The sequence below is a fragment of the Methylobacterium sp. HMF5984 genome (assembly GCF_045033435.1).
Lineage (GTDB): Bacteria > Pseudomonadota > Alphaproteobacteria > Rhizobiales > Beijerinckiaceae > Methylobacterium.
Genome location: NZ_JBJFLN010000001.1, coordinates 789,617 through 813,193 on the forward strand (window position 1 = coordinate 789,617; position 23,577 = coordinate 813,193).

At 69.8% G+C, this 23,577-nt stretch carries 24 protein-coding genes; 12 read left to right on the forward strand and 12 right to left on the reverse strand.

Translation table 11 applies throughout. The features are described 5' to 3' along the window. Window positions 1-32 precede the first annotated feature (32 nt). Window positions 33-689, forward strand: coding sequence for a GntR family transcriptional regulator (locus ACFZ8E_RS03765; protein ID WP_147843307.1), 657 nt, complete (start codon window positions 33-35; stop codon window positions 687-689). Window positions 690-846: 157 nt separating this feature from the next. Beyond that, entirely contained in the window at window positions 847-1,773 is a 927-nt protein-coding gene (locus tag ACFZ8E_RS03770) for a class I SAM-dependent methyltransferase (RefSeq protein WP_405042040.1), read from the forward strand. A 4-nt stretch (window positions 1,774-1,777) separates the two neighbouring features. Here ACFZ8E_RS03770 and ACFZ8E_RS03775 read toward each other — a convergent pair whose 3' ends face one another. Together ACFZ8E_RS03775 and ACFZ8E_RS03780 are read right to left on the reverse strand one after the other, a co-directional pair. Continuing rightward, complete coding sequence (locus tag ACFZ8E_RS03775; RefSeq protein WP_147726689.1) at window positions 1,778-2,479, reverse strand: GntR family transcriptional regulator; 702 nt, start codon at window positions 2,477-2,479, stop codon at window positions 1,778-1,780. A 56-nt stretch (window positions 2,480-2,535) separates the two neighbouring features. Further along, the gene (locus tag ACFZ8E_RS03780; protein WP_243947086.1) at window positions 2,536-5,493 is read right to left on the reverse strand and encodes an FAD-binding and (Fe-S)-binding domain-containing protein; all 2,958 of its coding nucleotides are present in this window, start codon (window positions 5,491-5,493) and stop codon (window positions 2,536-2,538) included. Window positions 5,494-5,607: 114 nt separating this feature from the next. On the opposite strand from ACFZ8E_RS03780, the gene ACFZ8E_RS03785 reads away from it, so the two are divergent. Further along, entirely contained in the window at window positions 5,608-6,699 is a 1,092-nt protein-coding gene (locus ACFZ8E_RS03785; protein WP_243947116.1) for a low specificity L-threonine aldolase, read from the forward strand. Between the two features lie 136 nt (window positions 6,700-6,835). On the opposite strand, the gene ACFZ8E_RS03790 is transcribed toward ACFZ8E_RS03785, so the two are convergent. Together ACFZ8E_RS03790 and ACFZ8E_RS03795 are read right to left on the reverse strand one after the other, a co-directional pair. After that, on the reverse strand, window positions 6,836-8,254 hold the full coding sequence (locus ACFZ8E_RS03790) for a TadE/TadG family type IV pilus assembly protein (protein WP_405042041.1): 1,419 nt from the start codon (window positions 8,252-8,254) through the stop codon (window positions 6,836-6,838). Window positions 8,255-8,555: 301 nt separating this feature from the next. After that, window positions 8,556-8,816, reverse strand: a complete 261-nt coding sequence (locus ACFZ8E_RS03795) for a PepSY domain-containing protein (RefSeq protein ID WP_147729719.1) — start codon at window positions 8,814-8,816, stop codon at window positions 8,556-8,558. A gap of 125 nt (window positions 8,817-8,941) precedes the next feature. Here ACFZ8E_RS03795 and ACFZ8E_RS03800 point away from each other — a divergent pair, with 125 nt between their 5' ends. From ACFZ8E_RS03800 to ACFZ8E_RS03810, 3 genes are all read left to right on the forward strand, one after another. Continuing rightward, window positions 8,942-10,474: a YifB family Mg chelatase-like AAA ATPase gene (locus ACFZ8E_RS03800; protein ID WP_405042042.1), complete on the forward strand. Its 1,533-nt coding sequence runs from the start codon at window positions 8,942-8,944 to the stop codon at window positions 10,472-10,474. 41 nt (window positions 10,475-10,515) lie between these two features. Continuing rightward, entirely contained in the window at window positions 10,516-11,010 is a 495-nt protein-coding gene (locus ACFZ8E_RS03805) for a ParA family protein (RefSeq protein ID WP_405042043.1), read from the forward strand. 69 nt (window positions 11,011-11,079) lie between these two features. Next, on the forward strand, window positions 11,080-11,553 hold the full coding sequence (locus ACFZ8E_RS03810) for a hypothetical protein (protein ID WP_405042044.1): 474 nt from the start codon (window positions 11,080-11,082) through the stop codon (window positions 11,551-11,553). Window positions 11,554-11,566: 13 nt separating this feature from the next. On the opposite strand, the gene ACFZ8E_RS03815 is transcribed toward ACFZ8E_RS03810, so the two are convergent. The 5 genes from ACFZ8E_RS03815 to ACFZ8E_RS03835 form a co-directional block, all read right to left on the reverse strand. Continuing rightward, the gene (locus tag ACFZ8E_RS03815; protein WP_243947046.1) at window positions 11,567-12,289 is read right to left on the reverse strand and encodes a glutathione S-transferase; all 723 of its coding nucleotides are present in this window, start codon (window positions 12,287-12,289) and stop codon (window positions 11,567-11,569) included. 24 nt (window positions 12,290-12,313) lie between these two features. After that, a complete protein-coding gene (locus ACFZ8E_RS03820; RefSeq protein WP_147843604.1) occupies window positions 12,314-12,736 on the reverse strand; it encodes a hypothetical protein in 423 nt (140 codons plus the stop codon). Window positions 12,737-12,918: 182 nt separating this feature from the next. Next, window positions 12,919-13,305, reverse strand: a complete 387-nt coding sequence (locus ACFZ8E_RS03825) for a hypothetical protein (protein ID WP_147727633.1) — start codon at window positions 13,303-13,305, stop codon at window positions 12,919-12,921. A 109-nt stretch (window positions 13,306-13,414) separates the two neighbouring features. Beyond that, window positions 13,415-15,286: a methylmalonyl-CoA mutase family protein gene (locus ACFZ8E_RS03830; RefSeq protein WP_405042045.1), complete on the reverse strand. Its 1,872-nt coding sequence runs from the start codon at window positions 15,284-15,286 to the stop codon at window positions 13,415-13,417. A gap of 112 nt (window positions 15,287-15,398) precedes the next feature. Beyond that, window positions 15,399-16,202, reverse strand: coding sequence for an undecaprenyl-diphosphate phosphatase (locus ACFZ8E_RS03835; RefSeq protein ID WP_243947114.1), 804 nt, complete (start codon window positions 16,200-16,202; stop codon window positions 15,399-15,401). Between ACFZ8E_RS03835 and ACFZ8E_RS03840 the strand changes: the two genes are divergently transcribed. The 4 genes from ACFZ8E_RS03840 to ACFZ8E_RS03855 all read left to right on the forward strand — a co-directional run bounded on the left by ACFZ8E_RS03840 (window position 16,186) and on the right by ACFZ8E_RS03855 (window position 19,180). After that, the gene (locus ACFZ8E_RS03840) at window positions 16,186-16,386 is read left to right on the forward strand and encodes a hypothetical protein (RefSeq protein WP_405044461.1); all 201 of its coding nucleotides are present in this window, start codon (window positions 16,186-16,188) and stop codon (window positions 16,384-16,386) included. The genes ACFZ8E_RS03835 and ACFZ8E_RS03840 overlap by 17 nt on opposite strands. A 75-nt stretch (window positions 16,387-16,461) precedes the next feature. After that, on the forward strand, window positions 16,462-17,154 hold the full coding sequence (locus ACFZ8E_RS03845; RefSeq protein WP_147727635.1) for a glutathione S-transferase family protein: 693 nt from the start codon (window positions 16,462-16,464) through the stop codon (window positions 17,152-17,154). Between the two features lie 29 nt (window positions 17,155-17,183). Then, on the forward strand, window positions 17,184-18,314 hold the full coding sequence (queG, locus tag ACFZ8E_RS03850) for a tRNA epoxyqueuosine(34) reductase QueG (protein ID WP_279603570.1): 1,131 nt from the start codon (window positions 17,184-17,186) through the stop codon (window positions 18,312-18,314). Then, window positions 18,311-19,180, forward strand: a complete 870-nt coding sequence (locus tag ACFZ8E_RS03855) for an SDR family oxidoreductase (RefSeq protein ID WP_147843405.1) — start codon at window positions 18,311-18,313, stop codon at window positions 19,178-19,180. Before queG ends, ACFZ8E_RS03855 begins: the two co-directional genes overlap by 4 nt. Window positions 19,181-19,196: 16 nt before the next feature. On the opposite strand, the gene ACFZ8E_RS03860 is transcribed toward ACFZ8E_RS03855, so the two are convergent. After that, complete coding sequence (locus ACFZ8E_RS03860) at window positions 19,197-20,264, reverse strand: esterase (RefSeq protein ID WP_243947040.1); 1,068 nt, start codon at window positions 20,262-20,264, stop codon at window positions 19,197-19,199. A 103-nt stretch (window positions 20,265-20,367) separates the two neighbouring features. Beyond that, complete coding sequence (locus ACFZ8E_RS03865) at window positions 20,368-20,931, reverse strand: DUF533 domain-containing protein (protein WP_243947038.1); 564 nt, start codon at window positions 20,929-20,931, stop codon at window positions 20,368-20,370. Between the two features lie 171 nt (window positions 20,932-21,102). Between ACFZ8E_RS03865 and mdcB the strand changes: the two genes are divergently transcribed. Beyond that, window positions 21,103-21,972, forward strand: a complete 870-nt coding sequence (gene mdcB, locus ACFZ8E_RS03870) for a triphosphoribosyl-dephospho-CoA synthase MdcB (protein WP_405042046.1) — start codon at window positions 21,103-21,105, stop codon at window positions 21,970-21,972. Then, complete coding sequence (mdcH, locus tag ACFZ8E_RS03875) at window positions 21,969-22,889, forward strand: malonate decarboxylase subunit epsilon (protein WP_243947033.1); 921 nt, start codon at window positions 21,969-21,971, stop codon at window positions 22,887-22,889. The genes mdcB and mdcH overlap by 4 nt, the downstream gene beginning before the upstream one ends. Before the next feature lie 126 nt (window positions 22,890-23,015). Here the strand turns inward: mdcH and ACFZ8E_RS03880 are convergent, their stop codons facing one another. Next, window positions 23,016-23,369, reverse strand: a complete 354-nt coding sequence (locus ACFZ8E_RS03880) for a hypothetical protein (RefSeq protein ID WP_147728881.1) — start codon at window positions 23,367-23,369, stop codon at window positions 23,016-23,018. Window positions 23,370-23,577: the final 208 nt, after the last annotated feature.

A 23,577-nucleotide genomic window follows, 5' to 3' on the forward strand; every position in this document is an offset into this window, starting at 1 on the left:
GAGAAAACGTTGCGCCCGGGAGGGGTTCGGCGATGAGCCAGGCACAGCGCCTGCGGCAGACCATCGAGGACGAGATCGTGGCCGGCCGCTTGGCCGTCGGCGCGCGCCTCGACGAGGTGGTTCTCGCCGAGCGGTTCGGGGTGTCCCGGACGCCGATCCGCGAGGCGCTGCTGCAACTGGCGGTCACCGGGCTCGTCGAGACCAAGCCGCGCAAGGGCACCATCGTCAGCGCGCCGGAGCCGCAGCTCCTGCTGGCGATGTTCGAGACCATGGCCGAGCTGGAGGCGGCCTGCGGCCGCTTCGCGGCCCGGCGCCTGACGCCGGACCACGAGGCTGCGCTGAAGGCGGCGCTCGCGGCCTGCGAGACCGCCGCCGCGGCCGGCGACACCGAAGGCTACTACGCGGAGAACCACGTCTTCCACGCGGTGGTCTACGGCGCCTGCGGCAACGCCTTCCTCGCCGAGCAGGCGCGCCTGCTTAGCCGGCGGCTCGCGCCCTATCGCCGCCTGCAGCTTCGGACGCGGCATCGGCTCGGTCAGTCGCTGGCGGAGCATGACAGCATCGTCGCGGCGATCGTCGGCGGCGACGACGCGGCGGCCGCCGAACGGCTGCGGACGCACGTGGTGGTGCAGGGCGACCGCTTCTCAGACCTGGTCGCCGGCCTGCGCTCCCTCGGCAACGCCGCCTGAGCCACCGACCGGACGGAACCATCCGGCTCGGGCGGGCAGCGGGAATTGCATTTACCGCGATTGCGATCGGAGCGGGCGTCTACGCAGAACAACTCAACCACAGATTGTTTTTGATGGTACGATCCTTCGTCCTGGGGCGTGCGGGTCGGAGTCGTCGATGCTCAAGCACTTGGTGAAGACCGCGGGCCGGAAGGCGGGTCTCGACATCTTCCGGGCGAGCACCGATCCGTTCCGGTGGAGCCACACCGTCCACGATTACTATCCGGTCGCCCCGCAGGCGCGCTGGCAGCCGCAGACCCTTCCGCACAGCCGCCTGCGAACGGTGCTCGACCAGGGCCGCCCGGATTACGAGCGCTTCGTGTCGGCGCTGGAGGACCACGCGGCGCTGATCCACGGGGTCGCCCACGCGCCCGACATCGCCAACCCGATCGCGCCGTGCTGGAACAACACCTGGTTCACGGCGCTCGATGCGGCGGCCCTCGTCACCTTCCTCGCCTGGAAACGGCCGGCGCGCTACGTCGAGATCGGTTCGGGCACCTCGACCTGCTTCGCCCGCTACGCCGTCGAGGCCCTGTCGCTGCCGACGCGGATGACCTCGATCGATCCCAACCCGCGCCGGCACATCGACCAGATCTGCGACCGGGTGATCCGCCAGCCGCTCGAGGTCTGCGACCTCGCGGTCTTCGACGCGCTGCAGGCCGGCGACGTGCTGTTCTTCGACGGGTCGCACCGGGCCTTCGCCAACTCCGACGTGGTGGTGTTCTTCTTCGAGATCCTGCCGCGGCTGGTCCCGGGCGTGATCGTGCACATCCACGACATCTTCATCCCCGACGACTACCCGACCGCATGGAACTACCGGCTCTACAACGAGCAATACCTGCTCGCCGCGATGCTGATGTGCGGACGGCCGCCGTTCAAGGTCACGGCGCCGATCACCTATCTCTGCCAGGATGCCGGCTTCGGCGAGCGGGTGAAACGGGTGTTCGCGGCGCCCGCCGGCGGCCCGGACATCCCGTTCCACTACCCGAACGACACCGGCCTGCCGGGCGCCTCGTTCTGGTTCGAGATGACGGACGCCGACTAAAGCCTCAGTCGGCGGCGTCCGCTGGCAGGTCGGCGGAGGCCTCGCCGAAATTGGCGGCGATCACCGGCTTCTTGCCGCGGATGTGCTCGCGCATCAGCTGGGAGAGCGCGGTGCCGTCGCGGGCCCGCAGAAGCTGCACCATGCGGTCGTGCTCCTCGATCGCCCGGGTCCACTGCTCGGGCGTCTGGTGCGCGGAGTAGCGCGAGCGCTGGATGCGGCCCGACAGGCTGCGATAGATCCCCGCCAGCGTCGCGTTGCGGCTCGCGGCCATGATCGCCTCGTGGATCTGGCGGTTGAGGCGGAAGTAGCCGGCCTCGTCGGAGGCCTTCCACATCCCGACCATCGCGTCGTGATCCGCCTGGATCGCGGCGATCTCGTCCTCGGTGACGGTGCGGCAGGCGAGGTCGGCGGCCGTCGCCTCGAGGCCGGCGATGACCTCCATCATCTCCTCGATCTCCACCTGGGAGATGCTGGCGACCCGCGCCCCGCGATTGGGCAGCAGCTCGAGGTGGCCTTCGGTGGCCAGGATCTTGATCGCCTCGCGAAGCGGCGTGCGCGAAATGCCGAAGCGTTCGGTGAGCTCGCCCTCGTTGACGCGCGCCTTGGGCTCCATCTCCCCGGATTGAATCAGCGCCCGGATCCGGTCCGCCACCTCGTCGTGAAGATAACGTCGATTGATGCCGAGGCCGGGATCGATCTTGTTCATGCGTTCGATGCAATCGCGGGCGAGCAGGAGGCGCCCCTGTTTAGGCGCCTCCGAAATCAGTGTCGAGGCATCAGGGCTCGGTCCAGGATCCTGATCACATGTTCTGCCTCCAACCCGAGCCCGTCGTGGATCTGGTGGCGGCAGCTGGTGCCGTCCGCGACCACGAGATCGCCGGGGCCGGCCTTGCGCAAGGCCGGAAACAGCGACAGCTCGGCCATCGCCAGCGAGGTGTCGATGGTCTCGGCGCCGTAGCCGAAGGCGCCGGCCATGCCGCAGCAGCTCGATTCGATCGGGCGCACGTCGAGCCCGGGCACGCTGCGCAGCACGCTCTCCACCGCGCCCATCGCGCCGAAGGACTTCTGGTGGCAATGGCCGTGCAGATGCGCGACGCGGCCCCCCTGGTCGGCGAAGTCCGGCGCGATCAGGCCGGCCTTGAGGTCGGCGGCGAGCAGCTCCTCGATCAGCAGGCTCTGCTTGGCCAGCAGGTTCGCGTCCGGCCCGGGCAGCAGGGCGACGAACTCGTCGCGGAAGGTGAGCAGGCAGGACGGTTCGAGGCCGACGACGCGGGCGCCGGCCCTGACGAAGGGCAGGAGCGCGTCGAGCGTCCGTCGCGCCTCGGCCCGCGCCCGGTCGGTTTGGCCCGAGGCGAGCCACGTCCGCCCGCAGCAGAGCGGGCGTTTGCCCTTGGCGGGAAAGACGCGGTGCAGCCGATAGCCGGCGGCGACGAGCACCCGCTCGGCCGCCTCCAGGTTCTCGCGCTCGAAGGCGCGGTTGAAGGTGTCGCCGAACAGGATCACGTCGCGGTGCTCGCCCACCACGTCCTGCGGATGGGCCGGCTCGCCGGTCTCCTTCCAGGGCCTGCGCCAGCGCGGCAGCGAGCGCCGGGCGGAGAGGCCGGCGACCTGCTCGGAGATCCGCGCCAGCGCCGGCACCCGGTCGCGCAGGTTGAGCAGCGGCGCGAGCCGGGCGGCGATGCCGGCGTAGTGCGGCATCGCGCCGATCAGCCGGTCCTTCAGCGGCAGGCCGTGGCGGGCGTGGTAGTGGTGCAGGAACTCGACCTTCATCCGCGCCATGTCGACGCCGGTCGGACATTCGCGGCGGCAGGCCTTGCACGAGACGCAGAGGTCCATCGTGCGCTTCATCTCGGGCGACGTGAACGCGTCCTTGCCGAGCTGGCCCGAGATCGCCAGCCGCAGGGAGTTCGCCCGGCCGCGGGTCAGGTGCTGCTCCTCGCGCGTGACGCGGTAGGACGGGCACATCGCCCCGCCGGCGAGCTTCCGGCAGGTGCCGTTGTTGTTGCACATCTCGACGGCGCCGCCGAAGCCGCCGGCCTCGGGCCAGTCGAGCGCCGTCGCCTGCGGCTCGCTCACCCGGTAGTCCGGCGCGAACCGCATCAGCGTGTGGTCGTCCATCCTGAGCGGGCGCACGATCTTGCCCGGGTTCAGGCGGTTCTCCGGGTCGAACGCGTCCTTCACCGTGTCGAAGGCGCGGGCGAGGCGCGGCCCGAACAGGGGCGCGATGTATTCCGAGCGCGAGATGCCGTCGCCGTGCTCGCCGGAATACGAGCCCTTGTAGCGGCGCACCAGCTCGGAGGTCTCCTCCGCGATGGCGCGCATCTTGGCGACGTCGCCGCCCAGCTTCATGTCGAGGATCGGGCGGACGTGCAGGCAGCCGACCGAGGCGTGGGCGTACCAGGTGCCCCGCGTGCCGTGCTTGGTGAACACGTCGGTGACGGCGTCGGTGTAGTCGGCGAGGTGCTCGAGCGGCACCGCGCAATCCTCGATGAACGAGACCGGCTTCGCGTCGCCCTTCATCGACATCATGATGTTGAGGCAGGCCTCGCGCACCTCCCATACGGACTTCTGGCGCGACGGCTCGTGGATCTCGACCACCGCGTCGGGGAAGCCGTGGTCGGCCATGCAGGCGTCGAGGCGCTTCAGGTCGCGCTTCAGCCCGGCGAGATCCTCGCCGGCGAACTCCGCGAGCAGAAGGCAGTTCGGCGTGCCGCGGGTGATGTCGGCGAGCGTCGCGCGAAACAGCGGGATGTCGGCGCCCAGCACCAGCACGTTGTTGTCGACGAGCTCCACCGCCACGGGGTCGAGGTCGACGATGTGCCGCGTGGTCTCCATCGCGGCGCGGAACGACGGGAAGTGGCACACCCCCATCACCCGGTGCGCCGGCAGCCGCGAGAGCTTCAGCGTCACCGCGGTGGTCGCCGCCAGGGTGCCCTCGGAGCCGACCAGCAGGTGGGCGAGGTTCGGCCGCGCCTCGATCAGCGCATCGAGGTTGTAGCCGCCGACCCGGCGCTGGACCTTCGGGTATTTGTCTCGAATTTCCTGGCGCTCCGATTCGGCAAGCGCGATCATCTTGCGCGCGAGGTCTTCCGCGCGGGCCGAGCCGGTGACGCCGTCGGACGCGTTGCCGGTCAGCCCGAAGCCGAAGGCCTCCGCATCGTGGAACAGCGCCTCCATGGCGAGCACGTTGTCGCTCATCTTGCCGAAGCGCAGCGAGCGGGCGCCGCAGGAATTGTTGCCGGCCATGCCGCCGATGGTGCAGCGGGTCGCCGTCGAGGGCTCGACCGGGAAGAACCAGCCGTCGGCCTTCACGCGGGTGTTCAGGCGCTCCAGCACCATCCCCGGCTCGACGGTGACGGTGCCGGCCTCGGCGTCGTAGTCGCGGATGCCGTTGAAGTGGCGGGAGCAGTCGACGACCAGCCCGGAGCCGATCGGCTGCCCGTTCTGCGAGGTGCCGCCGCCGCGCATGATCACGGGCACCCCGTGCTCGGCGGCGATCGTCAGGGTCGCGGCGATGTCGGCCGCGCTCCGCGGCAGCACCACGCCGGCCGGCATGATCTGGTAGATCGAGGCATCCGTCGCGTAGCGTCCGCGCGTGAAGGCGTCGAACCGGGCCTCGCCCTGCAACGCCTCGGCGAGACGCCGCGCAAGACCCGCTCCGTTCCGCCCCGCGACGCGTGCGCCCTGTCGTGCACCCTGGGGCGCCGTTCCAACCGCCACCTGCTCGGCCCTCCGTGCGACCGAACGCGGCCGCCTCTCCTAAATGTATTCAAAATTCATTTTTAGGGAAAGATGGCGCGCATCGCCTTCGCGATCCCGCTCGGCCATGGCACTATGGCGCCGCAACCCCGCCCAGAGGCAAGCCTTCCCGTGACGATCGATCTCTACAGCGACACCCAGACGCGGCCGACGCCGGGCATGCGGGAGGCGATGGCGCGCGCGGTGGTGGGCGACGAGCAGTCGGATTCCGACCCGACGACGCGCGAGCTCTGCGACCGGGTCGCGGCGCTGCTCGGCCAGGAGGACGGCGTGTTCATGCCCTCCGGCACGATGTGCAACCTGGTCTCGATCCTGGTGCAGACCCGAGCCGGCGACGAGATCGTGGTCGACGACCAGTCGCACATCTATAACACGGAGGCCGCCGGCTCGGCCGCGATCGGCGGTGTCTCGGTGAGGGCGCTCCCGACGCCGGCAGGCGTCTACACGCCCGAGGCGTTCCGGGCCGCGATCCGTCCGCCGGCGCGCACCGCGCCGCGCAGCGCCCTCGTCTCCATCGAGCAGACCACCAGCTTCTCCGGAGGCTCGGTCTGGGAGCTGGCCGACATGCGGGCGATCCGCGACATCGCCCGCGCGCATGGCCTCAAGGCGCATATCGACGGCGCCCGTCTCCTCAATGCGGTGGCCGCCACCGGCATCCCGGCGAAGGACTACGCCGAGGGGTTCGACAGCGTCTGGCTCGACCTCAGCAAGGGTCTCGGCTGCCCGGTCGGCGCGGTGCTGTGCGGCTCCCGCGACTTCGTCGTCGAGGCGTGGCGCTGGAAGTACCGCCTCGGCGGCGCCATGCGCCAATCCGGCGTGATCGCGGCCGCCGGCCTCTACGCGCTCGACCACCACGTCGATCAGCTGAAGACCGACAACGCGCATATCCGGCTGATCCACGCGGCAATCGCCGACGTGCCCGGCCTGCATTTCGACCCGACGGCCGGGCAATCGAACATCCTGTGCTTCGGCGTCGCCGGCCTCGGCGTCACCGCCTCGGACTTCGCAGAAGCCTGCCTCGCGCACGACGTCCGCATCCGCGCCATCGGCAGCCAGATCCGGGTCACGACCCATCTCGACGTCGACCGCGCCGGCGCCGAGCGGGCCGCCGAGGTGATCCGTGCGACGGCGTTTTCGTTTGCCGAGCGCCGGGGGGGCGTTCGTTAGTGGTCGAACCCTGACGGGTGATACCCACATCGAGGGTCCGCATTCGACCCTTTGCAAACATCAGAAAGGTCGCTTGCGACTGTCGACGAGGCAAAGGCCTACGGTCGGGTTGGATAGATCTCCGCCGGCCTGTGTTCTATTGTGTAAGTACGACCTTGCCGTTGACGGGCCCGACACCCTTGGGCACCGGCACGCTCGTCGCGTCGTAGTTCGCGTTCAGATACAGTGTTGGACCGTCGTAGAGGTCGAGGAGCTGCACGGCGATGACCGTGTAGGCCGACTGATCGCTCACGGCCGCGCTGCCGTCGATGATGAGCCGACCGGCTGGCAGGTAGATCGTGCCCAGCATCGTGCGGGCATTGTTGCTGATGATACGGTACTCGCGCAGCGGCTTCGAGGGGGGAGATGGCGGGGGCGGGGGTGAGCCTTTCGGGCCCGGTGGTGGTGGAACCGGCGCGGACACGCTTGGCTGCTCTGTCATCAGGAAGCCCGCCAGGGGGCCGCTCACCGGTGCCGACAGGCTGATCGTGGTGTTGGCATCGAACCGCAGACCAGCGGCGTCGCCCATTAAATAGAACCCGACATTCTGACCCGACATGCTGGCTTGCTGATCCACGATCAGCGGACCGTCCTTGATGATGTAGACGCCCGGGTTGAGCGTGACCTTGGCCGTTCCGGTGATGTGCAGGCCGCCGCAATACGTGCCGGGATCAAGCGTCGTGCTGGCCGTCACCGCAACGTTGCCGGCTGCTGGTCCTCCCGGTCCCTTTCCTGGGCCAGGGCCGGCCGCCGAACTCACCGTCACGCAGCCCCCGGGAGGCGGTGCGGTCACGATGCTGGCCAAAGGATCGTTGATCGCAGGGCAACCCGTGGTCACAGGCGGCGCGAAGTTGGCGCGGGCTGTGCTCGATCCACCGACGCTGCAGATCCTTTCAGCCTTGGCGATGGCGTTGTCGTCACCCTGGATCGCCTTGGCATCTTTGGGGTTGGCATAAAGGGAGCAAGACGTCGCCGACAGGTTCGCGTTCTTCTCCAGATGCAGGCTACCCGTAGCAGCGGGATCGAGGGTGAGCAGGCACAGGCGCATCTTGCCCATGACCGTCGCGGTCGAGCGGGCTGTGATCGGCACCACTTTCACGCCGACGAAGGCTCCGAAGGTGAGTTTGAAATTGTCGGTCGCACTGGCTGGGACGCCGGTCTTGTCACTGGTGACCGACACCTGCACGGTCAGGGGCCGATCAGGCGGGGAGGGTGCATTTTCGACGATGATCCGCTGAACGATGCTGGCCACCGCAGTCGTATTCGATGGCGCGAGCTTCAAGGCATTACCTGCCGCGAGCATGGCATTGTCGACGGCGCTCTGCAATTGGCTACGGCGATAGGCTATGCGGCTGTAATCGATGCCGCCGCCAACCAAGCCAAGGAGGACCACGCTGGTCAACGCGAAGATCAGAGCGACTGCACCGCGGCGATCCGCATGGAAGCGTTGCCAGGTCTGCAGCGCGCGCTGCCAGTAGGGGACACGGTACGCGTGGGTGCGGCTTTGCCGAGCCATTCAGGTACCGTTTGCGAGCGTGTTCCCCCGAACGCTCACACAGCAGCACACACACGTTAAAGATGCATTGGCTCTTGGTCTTCAGCGCCTCGGTCTCTGCGACGTGCCCAGTCCCGAACCTCGCCTACACCTCGACGGCAGGCTTGGATTGAAGGCAAAACGTCCGCTTCGGGGCAAACGGCCAGGGTCCGGTTGCCACTCTTCTCGGAGGTTTGGCTACAGGTACCAAGCGTCGGATTTCGACTCCTGGCAGGGTGGGCGCCGGTCGGCAGAGCCGCACGGCGCCCGCATCGTCCCTGAGCTACTCGGCCTTGCGCTTGACGATGGCGAGGGTCTTCGGATCGAGCTTCAGGTCGAACTGCTTGCCGGAGCCGTCGACGGCATCGTCGACCTCGATCATGCCGTCGTCCAGCTCGATCTCCTTCCACTGGGTGAAGCCTTCCTGCTTCAGCATCGCCTCGACCTTGGCCTGCTGGTCCGGCGGCAGCTTCTCGTCGGCCCGCGCCGCACCGGACAGGCCGGCGGCGAGGACGAGGGCGAGGACGGTGGAGGTCGGGCGCATGGCGGTTTCCCTTCGTGGTTGTCGACCGGCGGAGAACAGCCGCGCGAGGAGCCGGTTCCTGAGGTTGTCAGGCTCATAGGCGCCGCCTAGGCTTACTTTCCCGTAAGCCGAAGGCTCCTCACGTCATGGTCACCCGCGTCGCCACCGTCGCCTTCGAGGGCATCGAGGCGCGTGCCGTCGACGTCCAGGTGCAGATCATCCCCGGCGCGGTGAACTTCACCGTGGTCGGCCTCGCCGACAAGGCGGTGGGCGAATCGCGCGAGCGCGTGCGCGGCGCGCTGATCGCCTCGGGGCTGGCGATGCCGGCCAAGCGCATCACCGTGAACCTCGCCCCCGCGGATCTGCCCAAGGAGGGCTCGCACTACGACCTGCCGATCGCGCTGGGCGTGATGGCGGCGATCGGCGCGCTGCCGGCCGACGCGCTCGCCGGCTACTGCGTGCTGGGCGAGCTGGCGCTCGACGGCACGATCACCGCGGTCAACGGCGTGCTGCCGGCGGCGATGGCGGCGGCCGCGCGCGGGCTCGGGCTGATCTGCCCGGCCGCAACCGGGCCCGAGGCGGCCTGGGCCGGCGGCGACCTCGACGTGCTGGCGCCGCGCTCGCTCATCCAGCTCGCCAACCACTTCAAGGGCACGCAGGTGATGGCCCGGCCGGTGCCGGCGGTCGCCGCTCCCGGGGCGCCCCTGCCGGACCTCCGCGACATCAAGGGCCAGGAGGGCGCCAAGCGCGCGCTGGAGATCGCGGCCGCCGGCGGCCACAACCTCTTGTTCAACGGGCCGCCCGGCGCGGGCAAGTCGATGCTCGCCGCGCGCCTGCCCTCGATCCTGCCGCCGCTGACGCCGCGCGAGCTGCTCGCGGTCTCGATGATCCAGTCGGTGGCCGGGGAGCTGAAGGAGGGGCGGCTGTCGGACCGGCGCCCGTTCCGGCAGCCGCACCATTCGGCCTCGATGGCGGCGCTCGTCGGCGGCGGGATCAACGCGCGGCCGGGCGAGGCCTCCCTGGCCCATGGCGGCGTGCTGTTCCTCGACGAGCTTCCCGAGTTCACGCCGCAGGTCCTCGATTCGCTGCGCCAGCCGATGGAGACCGGCGAGATCATGATCGCGCGGGCCAATCACCGCATCACCTACCCGGCCCGCTTCCAGCTGGTCGCCGCGATGAACCCGTGCCGGTGCGGGCAGGCGCTGGAGCCGAGCTATGCCTGCCGACGTGGCCCGAACGGACGTTGCATGGCGCAGTACGGCGCCCGCATCTCCGGGCCGTTGCTCGACCGGATCGACCTGCGCATCGAGGTCGCGGCGGTGACCGCAGCCGACCTGATCCTGCCGCCGCCGGCCGAGGGCTCGCGCGAGGCCGCCTCGCGGGTCGCGGCAGCGCGCGACCGCCAGACCGCGCGCTACGACGCCGCGGGCTTGGCCGCTGGCACCACCAATGCGACCTGCCCGGCCAGCCTGATCGAGCGGGTTGCCGCCCCGGATGCCGACGGCGCCGCGCTGATCCGCACCGCCGCCGAGAGCATGCGGCTGACCGCCCGCGGCTTCCACCGGACGCTGCGCGTCGCCCGCACGCTCGCCGACCTCGACGGCGAGCCGACGGTTCGCCGCCTCCACCTCGCCGAAGCGCTGTCGTATCGCGGGCGGGGGGAGAAACCTCTAGTATGACACTCTAGGTGTGATAACATGCAACTTAGAGGAGATTTTCAATGGCAAAATTTATTAGCGTTTTCAATAACAAAGGTGGTGTCGGAAAGACAACTCTAACTTGGAATATTGCTGACTCTCTTGCAGAGCAAGGCAAGAATGTACTCCTTATTGATTTTGATCCGCAATGCAATCTCTCGATCGCTATGCTTGGAAGTGCGGGATTCAAGGAGTTAATATCCGCGAATAAGTCACCAAAAACAATCAGGGGATTCTTACAAGGGTATTTACAAAACACCGGACCCGGAGAGATACAATCTTATACTGGAGATCACACAAATTCAAAACTAAAAATCATAGCGGGAGATTCTTGGCTTAATGTCTATTCAGACTCTTTGAGTGTCGGCAATGATTTATTGACCGGAAACGGAATCGCAAAATTTGTTGCATTAAGGACATTGGAAGCAAAACTTCGTGAGAAGGGCGAGGTATACGACTATATAATGATCGACCTGCCCCCCTCTTTTGGCGGCCTAGTTCGATCCGCTCTTTATTAATCTGATCATCTCATTATTCCATGCACCTCTGATATTTTCAGTGAGTACTGCATTGGATTGATTGCGCAAATGTTGCCACAGTTTATATTGGACTGGAATACAGGTATTGGCTGTTTCAAGCAGAATAATTACGGATTGAAAGATTATGATGGCTACGGTCGTCCGGTCTTCAGCGGTTGGATTTTCAACGGATTCGATACTAGAGATAAGAAAATGCTTAGGGCCGATAAGGCTCATTACGAAAATATAAATGAAGCTATAGAAAGTTTATCCGAAAGCCTGCAAAAGACCATAAAAGACTATAATCCTGTGATGGAATACACTGACGATGATTTTAATATTGGCCAAGTAGAAGATATGAACGTACTAATACAGAACATTATTTGGCAAAGTGTGCCTGCATCGAAACTTGCTGCACATAAACAAGTGAAAGATCTTACTGGCGATAGGGCCGCTTGGAGTGCATCGCAAATCGAATTGATCGGAAAGGTTGAAAATCAAATCAACGATATTGCTCAAAACATAATAAATAATTTTGAGTGAGAATGGGATCACATCATCCGTCGAGCGCGGCGTAGCGGCGGAAGATGCCCTGCTCGTTGAACGGGATCCGGCGCGGGCTCGCGAGGTAGGCCGCGATCCGTGGGCGCACCGCGACCGTCGCGTGCAGCGCGGCCACGCGCGGATGGTCGGGGAGCCGCGCCGCCATCGCCTTCGGGAAGGCGTAGCGCAGCCCGTCGATCAGCTGGAACAGCGACAGGTCGGCGTAGCTCAGGCGATCGCCGACGAGGTGGGTGCCGTCGTTGCGGGTGAGCACGTGCTCGAACCACGCCAAGAACTCGGGGATGCGGTCGGCGCGGAAATGCGCGGCGCGGCGCGCGGCTTCGGTCGTCTGGGCCTCGTAGGCGAGGCCGGCCGCGATCGGGTGGTGGGTGTCGTGCGCCTCGGCCACCATGTCGGCGATGGTGAGCTGGATCTGGTGCGTCCAGATCCGCTCGCCCTCGGCCGCTCCGGCCAACCCGAGCCGCGGGCCGAGATAGAGCAGGATCGCCGCCGTCTGCCCGACGACCACGTCGCCGTCGCGCAGGAAGGGCGGTGCGAAGGCCGGGCGCGGCTCGTCGAGATCCTCCAGGATCCGCGTCAGCGCCGGCAGGCCGAGACCGTCGGTCTCCGCCTCGCGGGCGACGTCGACGTAGGCCGCGCCGGCCTCTTCCAGGGCGAGGCGCACGAACTCGCCGCGGCCCTGCAGCATCGGCCAGTAATAGAGCTCGTAGGGCATCGCCGCGCCGTCACGCGCGCGGCGTCACTCGCCCGGGGCCTCGTCGGCGGCGGCCTTGTCGGCCGGCGGCTCGGCGCTGGCGACGGTCTTGCGCTCCAGCATCGGCTGGAGGCGGAGCGCGAGCTGCTGGTCGAGATGGCGGGCGTAGGCGCCCTTGAAGAACTTGGCGCCGGTGCCGCCGCCGTAGAGGCGATCATGCGCCGCGATCATCGCGTCGACCTCGGGACGGCAGAGAAAGCCGATCACGCCGGCGGCCTGGAACCAGCGACCGGCGCGGGCGTGGTTCATCGCGCCCGGGTTGGCCATCACCGTCTCGGCGAAGCAATCGGTCGCGGCCTGCTGCAGCGGCGCCAGCACCTTGTCCGCCTCGGGCTTCGAACGCTCGCGCGCCGTGGCCGGCGCGAGGGCGAGGAGGAATGCGAGCGCACCGAGCAGCGGGGTCTTCATGGCGCGGGAAGCCTCGAACGAGTGATCGATCGAGGCGAGTATTCCCCAGGGATTTTGTCGGGAACAGGGCCGTCCGCGCCGCAGCGCACGCGCCGGGCGCGATCCTGCGCCATCGTCGCTTCCGCGTCACAGCGGCGCCCCCGCCACCGCCGCTTCGACCGCCGGTTTCGCCTGGGAGCGTCCTAGCCGCGGCGCTCGGCGTTCCAGCGACCGCTGCATTCGGGGCCGCCCTGGGTCGACCAGGTGCCGGTGCCGGTCCCTTGGCGGCCGAGGCGCCCGACGACGTTGGCGGTCGCCGCCCCGTTTGAGATCGTCGCGCGCACCGACCCGTTGGTCGCGACCCGGCCGCTGATCGCGAAATCGCCGCCGGGATAGCTGGCCTCGCCGCGCTGGATCCGCACGCCGTAGCGATAGGCCCGGTCGCAGATGCCGGATTCGGTGATGACCTCGATGCTCCAGTTGCCGTCGTAGCGGTCGGGGATCTGGACCTTCTTCCGGGCCGCGTCGGCGGGGCTGAGGCCGGCGGCTGCGAGGATGAGGAAGGCGGAGGCCAGCGTCAGTGCTTTCATCGGATCCCGATCGGGCGAGCGTGTCGAGTGCCCGGCACGCACCGCGCGGGCGTGCAGGCATGTCCGCTTCGAAACACGCGACGGCCGGATCGGTTGCCGATTTCCCCGCTCAGGCGCGGGCGGCCCGTCTCAGGGCGTCGTTCAGCAGCGCCAGGAGGTCGCCGCCGGCATGGAGGAAGCCGTGGACGCCCGCCGCCGCGAGCGGTTCGGCGAGATCCGCCCCCGGCTTGCCCGCGAGGTAGATCGTCCCGGCGCCGGCCGCCGCCAGGGCCTTCGCCGCGGAGACGGCGCGGGCTTCGTAGACGGCGTCGGAGGAGCACAGGCAGGCGAGCGCCGCACCCGAGGCCTTGAACGCCTCGGCGAGGCTCGCATCGTCGGGGAACCCGTCGGTGCTCAGCGCCTCGATGCCGCCGGCGGCGAAGGCGTTGGCGGCGAAGGTCGAGCGGGCGTTGAACACCGCGACCGGGCCGAGATTGGCCAAAAACACCTGCGGGCGCTTCCCGGTCTTGTCGAGGAAGCCGTCGGAGGCGTCGCGCAGGGCCTCGTAGGGCTCGGCGAGCCGCTGCGACGGCAGGGCGTCGCAGGCGACCGCCGTTCCGCTGCCGAAGCTCGCCGCCGGGGGGGCGGCGACGGGCGCCACGTCGAGCACCGCGACCGACTTCTCGGCAAGGTAGGGGAATTCGGTGGCGCCGGTCAGCGCCTCGCGCCGCGTCGCGACGTTCTTCGCCCGCGTCTCCCGGGTGATCTCGATCCGGCGCTGGAGCTTGCCGACGCTGAGCGAGGCGACGATGCCGCCCTCGCGCTCGATCGCCCGGAACGCCTCCCAGCCGGCCTCGGCCAGCTGCGCCGTCAGGCTCTCGAAGCCGCCGGCGCCGGCGGCCGGATCGGCGACGCGGGCGAGGTTCGATTCCTCGATCAGCACGATCTGGCTGTTGCGCGCCACCCGCCGGGCGAAGGCGTCGGGGAGACCCAGCGCCTGGGTGTAGGGCAGGGCGGTGACGGCGTCGGCGCCGCCGAGCCCGGCCCCGGTCGCCGCCATCGCGGTCCGCAGGATGTTCACGAAGGGGTCGCGCCGGGTCATCATTCGCCACGCGGTCTCGGCCTGGAGCCGCAGCGGCTTCGGAGCGAGCCCGCAGGCCTGCTCGATGCGGGCCCAGAGCCGGCGCATCGCCCGAAACTTCGCGATGGTGAGGAACTCGTCCGCGTCGGTCACGAGCAGGATCCCGACCGCGTCGCGGGCCCGTTCCAGCGACACCCCTTCCGCCTCCAGCGCCCGGAGATAGGTCACGGCCGTGGCGAGCACCGCGCCCAGCTCGGCCGCCTCGCCGGCGCCGGCCTCGTGATAGGGCCGCCCGTCGGCCAGGAGCGCGCGCCCGGTGAAGCCGGCGGCGTCGAAGTCCTTCACCGCCTGCCCGAGCTTCGGTGCGATCTCGGACCACACCGCCCCGAGGCTGCCCGAGGCGGCAAGCGTGCCCACCGGATCGATGCCGAGGTCGAGGTCGCAGGCCGACAGGTCCTCGCCGCGCGCCTTCGCCAGCTCGACCACGAGGCGGGCCGCCTCCAGCCCGAGCGGGCCGGCGTCGACGCGCAATCCGATCAGCGGCAGCATCACGCCGGCAAGCGCGGCTTCCAGCTCTTCGACCGTGCGTGCGGTCAGGCCGTAGCCGTGGGCCGCCGGCGCGCCGGAGAACACCAGGGTCAGCGCATCGGCGCCGCCTTCGAGGTCGGCCAGCGCCTGCCGGTTCGCCTGCTCGATCTCGGGATGGTCGACCCGCTGGGCGATGCGCCACGGGCCGGCCGCGCGGACCGGCTGCGGCACGGGCTCGGCCGCCTCGTAGAGCGGCTCGATGCGCAGGCCGTCCGCCGTCTTGGAGACGAGGCGCTTCTCGTAGTCGGCGCCCTTCAGAACGCCCTCGACGAGGCCGAGCCAGCGCGCGCGGGTCGCGGGCTCGAAGAGGTCGGCAAGCGGTCTGTCTTCCATCGCGGAGGGCCTTCAAACGGTGCCGGGACGCGGGTCTTTCGCCCGCTCTCCCCATCCGTCTGCCCTCGCACGGCCCCGCTGGCGAGGCAATCGACGGCGGCGACCGTATTTTTTATCCAAAGATGATCAGGCCGGCGAAGCCCGCCGAGCCGACGATGATGCGCCACCACGCGAACAGCCAGAAGCCGTGGCGGGAGACGTAGTCGAGCACCGTCCGCACCACGACGAGGGCCGAGACGAAGGCCACCACGAAGCCGATGACGATCAGCCCGACGTCGTCGCCGTTGAGGTTCTTGTAGTTGTCGAGCAGGTCCTTGGCGAAGGCGCCGGCCATGGTCGGCATCGCGAGGTAGAACGAGAACTCGGTGGCGGAGCGCTTGTCGGCGCCCATCAGCATCGCGCCGACGATGGTGGCCCCGGAGCGCGACACGCCCGGGATCATCGCCAGGCACTGGAAGATGCCGATCTTCAGGTCCATCGGCAGGGTGAAGTCGTAGACGTCGGTCTTCTTCACCTCGAGATCGGTGTCGTCCAGGACGAGCAGCACGAGCCCGCCCGCGACCAGGGTCGCGCAGACGATCCACGGGTTGAACAGGTAGGCCTTGATCACCTTCGAGAACAGGCCGCCGATGATCGCCGCCGGCAGGAAGGCGAGGAGGATGCCGAGCACGAACCGGCGCGCCTGCGGGTCGTTCGGCAGGGCGAACGCGATGCCGAGCAGCCGGCGGAAATACACCGCCAGGATCGCCAGGATCGCGCCGAGCTGGATCAGCACCTCGAAGGTGTTGTTGGGCGAGTGGAACCCGATGAAGTGCCCGACCAGGAGCTGGTGCCCGGTGGAGGAGACCGGGATGAACTCGGTCGCGCCCTCGACGACCGCGAGCACGACCGCCTTCGCGATGCTCAACGCATCCATCATCGCAGATCTCGCATCATCGCTGGTCTCGACCGTTCGCGCCGCGCCGGCCGGCGACCGGCCTGAGGGAATGGAATCGCCGCCCGCGGCGGGACGCCCGCAGGCTTCGCCGACGATGGTGAACGAGCGGTTACCGCGTTCCGTGCGGCGTGTTAATGAGGCGGCAACGATCGAGCAATCATGATCATCCCACGCTCGGTCCCGCGGGTGTCCCGTGCGGCGCGTCCCGCCGGCCCTTTTCAGTCCGACAACGGCCTCGATGGCGACGCTCTATCACTTTCCCTTCTGCGCCAACTCGCGCTTCATCCGCCTCGTCCTGGCCGAGATGGGCCTGGAGCCGAGCCTCGTCGAGGAGCGGCCCTGGGACAGGCGCGACGAGTTCCTGCTAATCAACCCGGCCGGCACCACGCCGGTGCTGATGGAGCAGGGCGGCCTGGTCGTGCCCGGCGGCGGCATCATCGCGGAATACCTCGACGAGACCCGCGGCCTCGGCCTCACCGGGCGCCGGCTGATGCCGGACCATCCGGCCGAGCGGGTCGAGGTGCGCCGGCTGATGGACTGGTTCCTGGTCAAGTTCGAGGCGGAGGTGACCGGCTACCTCGTGACCGAGAAGATCGCCAAGCGCTTCATGACCAGCGCCACCGGCGGCGGCCCGCCGGACATGAACGCGATCCGCGCCGCCCGCACCAACGTCCGCTACCACCTGAAGTACATCGGCTACCTGATGGCGCGGCGCCGCTGGATCGCCGGCGACCACCTGACCTATGCCGACCTCGCCGCCGCGGCGCACCTGAGCTGCGTCGACTACCTCGGCGACGTGCCGTGGGACGAGGACGAGACCGCGCGCGACTGGTACGCCCGGGTGAAATCGCGGCCCTCCTTCCGCGCGCTGCTCGCCGACCGGGTCGCGGGCATGCCGCCGGCCGGGCATTACGCGGACCTGGATTTCTGACCGACCGCCGCATCTTCGCAGGCCGGGACCTGCGCCGCCTCGTCGAGGCCCGCGCCCGCCACCTGGGCTTCTGCGACCTGCAGGTCACCCGCCCGGAGGCGGTGCCGGAATTGCCCGGACGCCTCGCCGCGTGGCTGGGCGAGGGCGCGCACGGCACGATGGGCTGGATGGAAGACCGCGCCGACCAGCGTGCATCGCCCAAAACCCTGTGGCCGGGGGTGCGCAGCATCATCATGCTCGCCACGAACTACGGACCCGAAACCGACCCGCTCGATCTGCTCGCGAAGAAGGATCGCGGCGTGATCGCGGCCTACGCCCAGCGCCGCGACTATCACGAGGTGGTGAAGGGCCGGCTGAAGGAGCTCGGCGGCTACCTCTCGGCCAAGGGCGACGTGCGGGTGAAGGTGTTCTGCGACACCGCCCCGGTGATGGAGAAGCCCCTGGCCGCGGCGGCCGGCCTCGGCTGGCAGGGCAAGCACACGGTGCTGCTGTCGCGCGATCACGGCAACTGGCTGCTGCTCGGCGCGATCTACACCTCGGCCGACTTGGAGCCGGACGCGCCCGAGCGCGACCATTGCGGCTCGTGCCGCGCCTGCCTCGACATCTGCCCGACCAACGCCTTCCCGGGCCCCTACCGGCTCGATGCGCGCCGCTGCATCTCCTACCTGACGATCGAGCATGCCGGCCCGATCGCCGCGGAGTTCCGCACCGCCATCGGCAACCGGGTGTTCGGCTGCGACGACTGCCTCGCCGTTTGCCCCTGGAACAAGTTCGCCCGCGTCGCGCAGGACGCGCGCATGGCCGCTGATCCCGGCCTCGACGCGCCGCCGCTGGCCGAGCTCGCCGCCCTCGACGACGCCGCCTTCCGCAGGCGCTTCGCCGGGACGCCGGTGAAGCGCACCGGCCGCGACCGCTTCCTGCGCAACGTCCTCATCGCCGTCGGCAACTCGGGAGACCCGGCGCTGGCGTCCTCCGCCGTGCGGAACCTCGCGGACCCGGCCGCGATCGTGCGGGGCATGGCGGTCTGGGCCTGCGGCAGGCTTCTCGGCGCCGCGGCCTGCCGTCCCCTTTACGAACGCCACGGGCTCGGCGAGACCGATCCGGACGTTCGGGCCGAGTGGCGTGCCGCGCTCGACCCGCCCGCGGAGATGCCATCATGACCCTGTTCGTCTTCGGCCTCGGCTTCTCGGCCCGGCGTTTCTCGGAATGCGCGCGCGGCCGGTTTCCCCAGATCGTCGCGACGGTGACCGAGCCGGACAAGGCCCGCGCGATCGAAGCGGAGACCGGACTGTCGATGAGGGCCTTCGGCCCCGAGGCCGACGACCCGCGCATCCCCGCCGACCTCGCGGCGGCCGACGCGCTGCTCGTCTCGGTCCCGCCCGACCGCGACGGCGACCCGGTGCTGCGGCGGTTCCGCGACGACATCGCCCGGAGCCGGATCGGCTGGATCGGCTACCTCTCGACGATCGGCGTCTACGGCGACCAGGGCGGCGCCTGGATCGACGAGACCGCGCCGGCGACGCCGAAGAGCGCGCGCTCGCAAGGGCGGCTGGCCGTCGAGAACGCGTGGCGGGCGCTCGGCGCCGAGACCGGCAAGGCGGTGCAGGTGTTCCGGCTGTCGGGCATCTACGGCCCGGGCCGCAACCCGATCGTGAAGCTGCGCGACGGCCGATCCCAGCGCATCGTCAAGGCGGGGCAGGTCTTCAACCGCATCCACATCGACGACATCGCCGCGACGCTGCTCGCCTCGCTCGACCGGCCGCGCAACGGCGCGGTCTACAATGTCACCGACGACGAGCCGGCGCCACCCCAGACCGTCACGGAATACGCCGCGGCGCTCACCGGCCTGCCCCTCCCGCCGGAGGTCGACTTCGAGACCGCCGACCTCTCGCCGATGGCACGCAGCTTCTACGGCGAGAACAAGCGCGTGCGGAACCGCCTGATCCGCGCGGAACTCGGCGTCGACCTCGCCTTCCCGACCTATCGCGAGGGGCTGCAGGCCTTGAAGGACGAGGCGGCCGGCTGACGGAGCCGGCCCACCGTCACGGGCGCGGCGGCACGTGCGCGTCGAGCCAGGCGGCCAGCCATGCGGCCACGTCGAGGCTGTTCCTGTCCTGCATCAGCATGTGCGAGTTGCCCGCCATGCCGACGTCGGGCAGCAGGACCAGCTCCGCCTTGCCGCCGGCCTTGTTGGCGGCCTCGACGAAGGTGCGGCAGAGCTTCAGCCGCGGGGCCCAGCGCGGCACGCGCTCGACGTAGTCGCCCCATAGCACGAGGATCGGCAGGTCCCTGTAGGGTGCCAGGTCGTCCTTGGCCGGATCGGGGCAGGCGGCCGGCTCGATCGCCACGAGGCCGCGGATGCCGGCGCGATCGAGCGCGGCGGTCTGGAACGGGTAGATGCCCGATTGCGAGTGGCTGATCAGGATCGCGCCGTCGAGCCCGGTTTTCTCGATCGTCTTGGCCAGCTCGGACAGGGCCGGCACGGTCGGGTTCGGGGTCGGCAGGGTCGCGGCCCAGTCGGCGACCATCTGCTTCCAGAACTCGGCCTGCGCCTCCAGCGGGAACTGCATCCCGGGAAACACCTCCGGATATTTCGGGCCGAAGCGGAAGATCGCCCAGGCCGGCTCCTGGCCGGCCGACACCACCGGCGGCAGCGTCTCGGGCGCCGCTTGGCCGGTCTTCACCGCGTTGATCCTGGACGGGTCCACCGCCGAGCGGCCGCGACCGGCCTGGTCGATCACGTAGGTCGGGAACCCGGCGCGGACGAAGAACTCGTCCCAGCCCATGCGCCCGTCCGGCGTCGTCTCCCAGGTCTTGCCCGTGAGGCAGCAGCCGTGGATCAGGACGATCGCCGGGCGCTTGGCCGCCACCGGGATCTGGTAGCGCACGTAGACCTGGTCGACGCTGATCGTGCCCGAGGGCGCGTAGGCCGGCAGCGTCGAGAGGGTGTCGGAGGCGACGCTGCGGCCGCCGACGAAGAAGCTGCCCTGCCGGGCGATCGTCAGCGGCCCTGCGGGCTCGGCCGCCGCTGCGGGCGGGGCGAGCAGGCTCCCGATCAGGGCGATGGCGGCGAGACGCCGCCGCGGCGGCGTCGTGTTGTCCTCGGACATGCGGTTCCCGGTTCCCCGCGGCGCCGTCTTCCGTGGCGCCGCAGCCGGAACCTAGCACCGCCGCGCCCGCCGGCATCAACCGGAAGGTGCGGCGGCGCGACGATCAGGCCGAGAGTTCACGCTCGACGCGGGCCGCGGCCTCGGCCGGCACGTCGAGCGCCTCGGCCAGCATCTTGAGGAACTGGCGCTCCTGCATCGTGTCGAGGTCGATCGCCAGGGCCGCGGCGGCGTAGATCCGGGCGGCGGCGTCGGAATCGTCGACCGCGTCGGCGATCTCGTCGATCTCGGCCGGGTTGGCGAGCTCGCGCTCGAGCCAGGCGCGCCCGTCGCGATCGATGCCGGCCGCCGCGACGGCCTCGTCGAGCCGGCGCCGCTCGGCCGCGTCGACCAAGCCGTCGGCCACGGTCGCCGCCACCATCGCGCGCAGCATCAGGCGCGCCTCGTCTTCCGGCACGTCCTGGGACGCCGTCGTCTGCGCCTCGTCCGGCTTGCCGCCGCGCAGCGCCCGGAAGGCGAGGCCGCCGATCAGCGCGAGGCCGCCCAGGGCCGCGCCGGCCAGGGCTCCGCCGCGCGCCTTGACGAGGGCGTCGACGATCGACTTCGCGTCGACGGACTTCTTGGGATCGACGGGCAATTTGGTGTCGGCGGTTTTGTTCAGATCGGGCATCGCGGGCTACTCCGAACGCGGGCGGGGATCGGACCGGCAACGACCGGACGGGGCCAAGGTTCATCGGCATCTTCCGTCGCGCCGGTGGCGGTTGCCGGATTCGGGCGAGGCGGCGATAGAGGGCGGCACCAGCCGATGGCGCTCCTTCCCCGTCCCCTAAGCCGAGAGGCCATGACGACAGCCGCACGATCCAAGAGCCCGAGCCTGCCTCTGCGGGACGCCGAGCGCGCCAGGCGCCTCGCGGCCGTGGCCGCAACCGCGTTGCGGCTCGAGCTCGACACCTACCCCAAGCCCGGCCTCGTCAGCCGCGTCGACAGCGGCAGCCATGCCGACATGGACGCCGCCACCTTCGCGGCGAGCGCGGCGGCGATCGAGCCCTACCTCGCCGACCTCGCGGCCGCCGGCGCCCAGGAGGCGACAATGCCGGCGCTGCGCCGCATCGGCATCGCGGCCGAGGCGGCGATGCGCGCGGCGACCGGGGGCGTGAACACCCATCGCGGCGCGATCTTCGGCCTCGGGCTGCTCTGCGCGGCCGCCGGGTCGTTCACCGGCGAGACGATCCCCGCCGGAGGGCTCGGCGTCCGGATCCGCCAACGCTACGGCGACGCCATCCTCGACGGCCCGGTCCTGCTGCGCGCCCCCGGAGCCGAGGCCCGGCGCCGCCACGGGGTCGGCGGCGCGCCGCACGAGGCGGCCTCCGGCTTCCCCCACCTCTACGGGGTCGGCCTACCGGCCCTCGACCGCGGCCGGTGCCTGCGGCCGGACGATCCGGAGGCGGCGCGTGTCGAGGCTTGCCTCGCGCTCATCGCCACTTTGGAGGACACGAACCTGCTGCATCGCGGCGGCGAGGCCGGCTACGCCTTCGCCCGCGACGCCGCCGCCGGCTTCATCACGGCCGGCGGCGTCGGCCGGTCGGATTGGCGCGCCGCGGCGGAGGACCTCCACCGCGCCTTCGTCGCGCGCAACCTCAGCCCCGGCGGCGCGGCCGACCTGCTGGCGATGACCCTGTTCGTGGACGCGATCGAGGCGCCGCGCCCATGACGCTGGCGATCCTCTGCTCGGGGCAGGGCGCCCAGCATCCCGGAATGTTCGATCTCACCGCCGACCTGCCGGCGGCGCAGGCCGTGTTCACCGCGGCGCGGCCGCTGCTCGAGGCCGACCCGCGCGACCTCGCACGCGCCGGCGGCGACGCCCTGAACGAGAACCGCACCGGGCAGATCCTGTGCTGCGTCGCGGCGCTCGCCGCCTGGACCCTCCTCTCGGAGGCGACGCCCGGCCGCCGGATCGTCGCCGGCTACAGCATCGGCGACTTGGCCGCCTGGGGCTGCGCCGGACGCTTCTCGGCCGAGACCGTGCTGGCGCTCGCCGCGGCCCGAGCCGAGGCGATGGATGCGGCCTCCGGCTCGGGGTACGGCCTCGCCGGCATCCGCGGCCTGCCGCAGGCGCGGGTCGCGGCGATGGCGACCGCGCAGGGCTGCCACCTCGCGATCCGGAACGCGCCCGACAGCGTCGTGATCGGCGGAGCGGTCGGCGGATTGGAGGCCGTCCGCCGCGACGCCCTCGCGGCCGGCGCGCAGCGCGCGGTGCTGCTTCCGGTGCGGACGCCGTCGCACACCCCGCTCCTCGCGGACGCCGCCGCCCGCTTCCGCAAAACCCTGCGCGAGGCTCTTCCTGACAAGCCGGCGCGCACGGCGCCCCGTCTGGTCAGCGGGCTCGACGGCAGCACCGTGTTCGATGCCGCGGCCGGGCTCGACAAGCTCGCGCGCCAGATCGCCACCACGATCGATTGGGCGGCCTGCCTCGACGCCTGCCGGGAATACGGCGCCACCACCGTGCTCGAGCTCGGCCCCGGCCACGCGCTCGCGACGATGGCCGCCGCGGCGCTCCCCGACGCGCGGGTGCGGGCGCTGGAGGATTTCCGTTCCGCGGCGGGCGTGACGGAGTGGCTCTCGGCCTAGGGAACGCTGCGCCCGAAGCGCTCTCCCTCCCCCCGCGGAGGGGGGAGGGGGGACGTGAAGCTGGGCGCCGGAGCGTTCAGTGGGCCCGGCAGCCCGGTGCCCGGCGGGCCAGCGCGCCCGAACCCGTCACGAATCGAGGGCGTCGGCCTCGTCGATGTCGAGGAGGAAGACGATGTCGGCTTCGTCCTCGTCGTCCTCGCCCTCTTCGGTGGTGGCGTCGTTGGCGGCGGCGTGGCGCGGATCGTCCTCGAAGTCGCCCTCGCCGTCGTCCTCCGCCAGCGCGTCCTCGAAGATCTCGATCTCGTCCTCGCTGGCGGCGCGGATCTTGAGCTCCGAGGTGCCGTTCCAGAGCGGCGCGCCGTCGCTCGTCATCTTCTGGATGTCTTCCTTGAAGCCGTCGCAGGTGAAGAGGTCGCGCGCGGTCTCCTCGTCGCCGTTGATGACCGCCACGGCTTTGCCCTCGATCTCGAGCGTGAACATCGCTGACTTCCCTCTGGTTACCGTGGTTGCGGAAGGCCCCGCATCCGGGCCGTTCGCGCCTGCGCCGCAAGAAAGCTCTGGAACTTCCGCGCACCGCTCTCAATCCGGTCGCGGGGATGCTGTAGGGGGGAACGGTACACCCGCCAACCCCGAATTATCGCGCCGTCCGAGCCCTCCGCGGTCCGCCTCCTGCTTGGACCCGGCGACG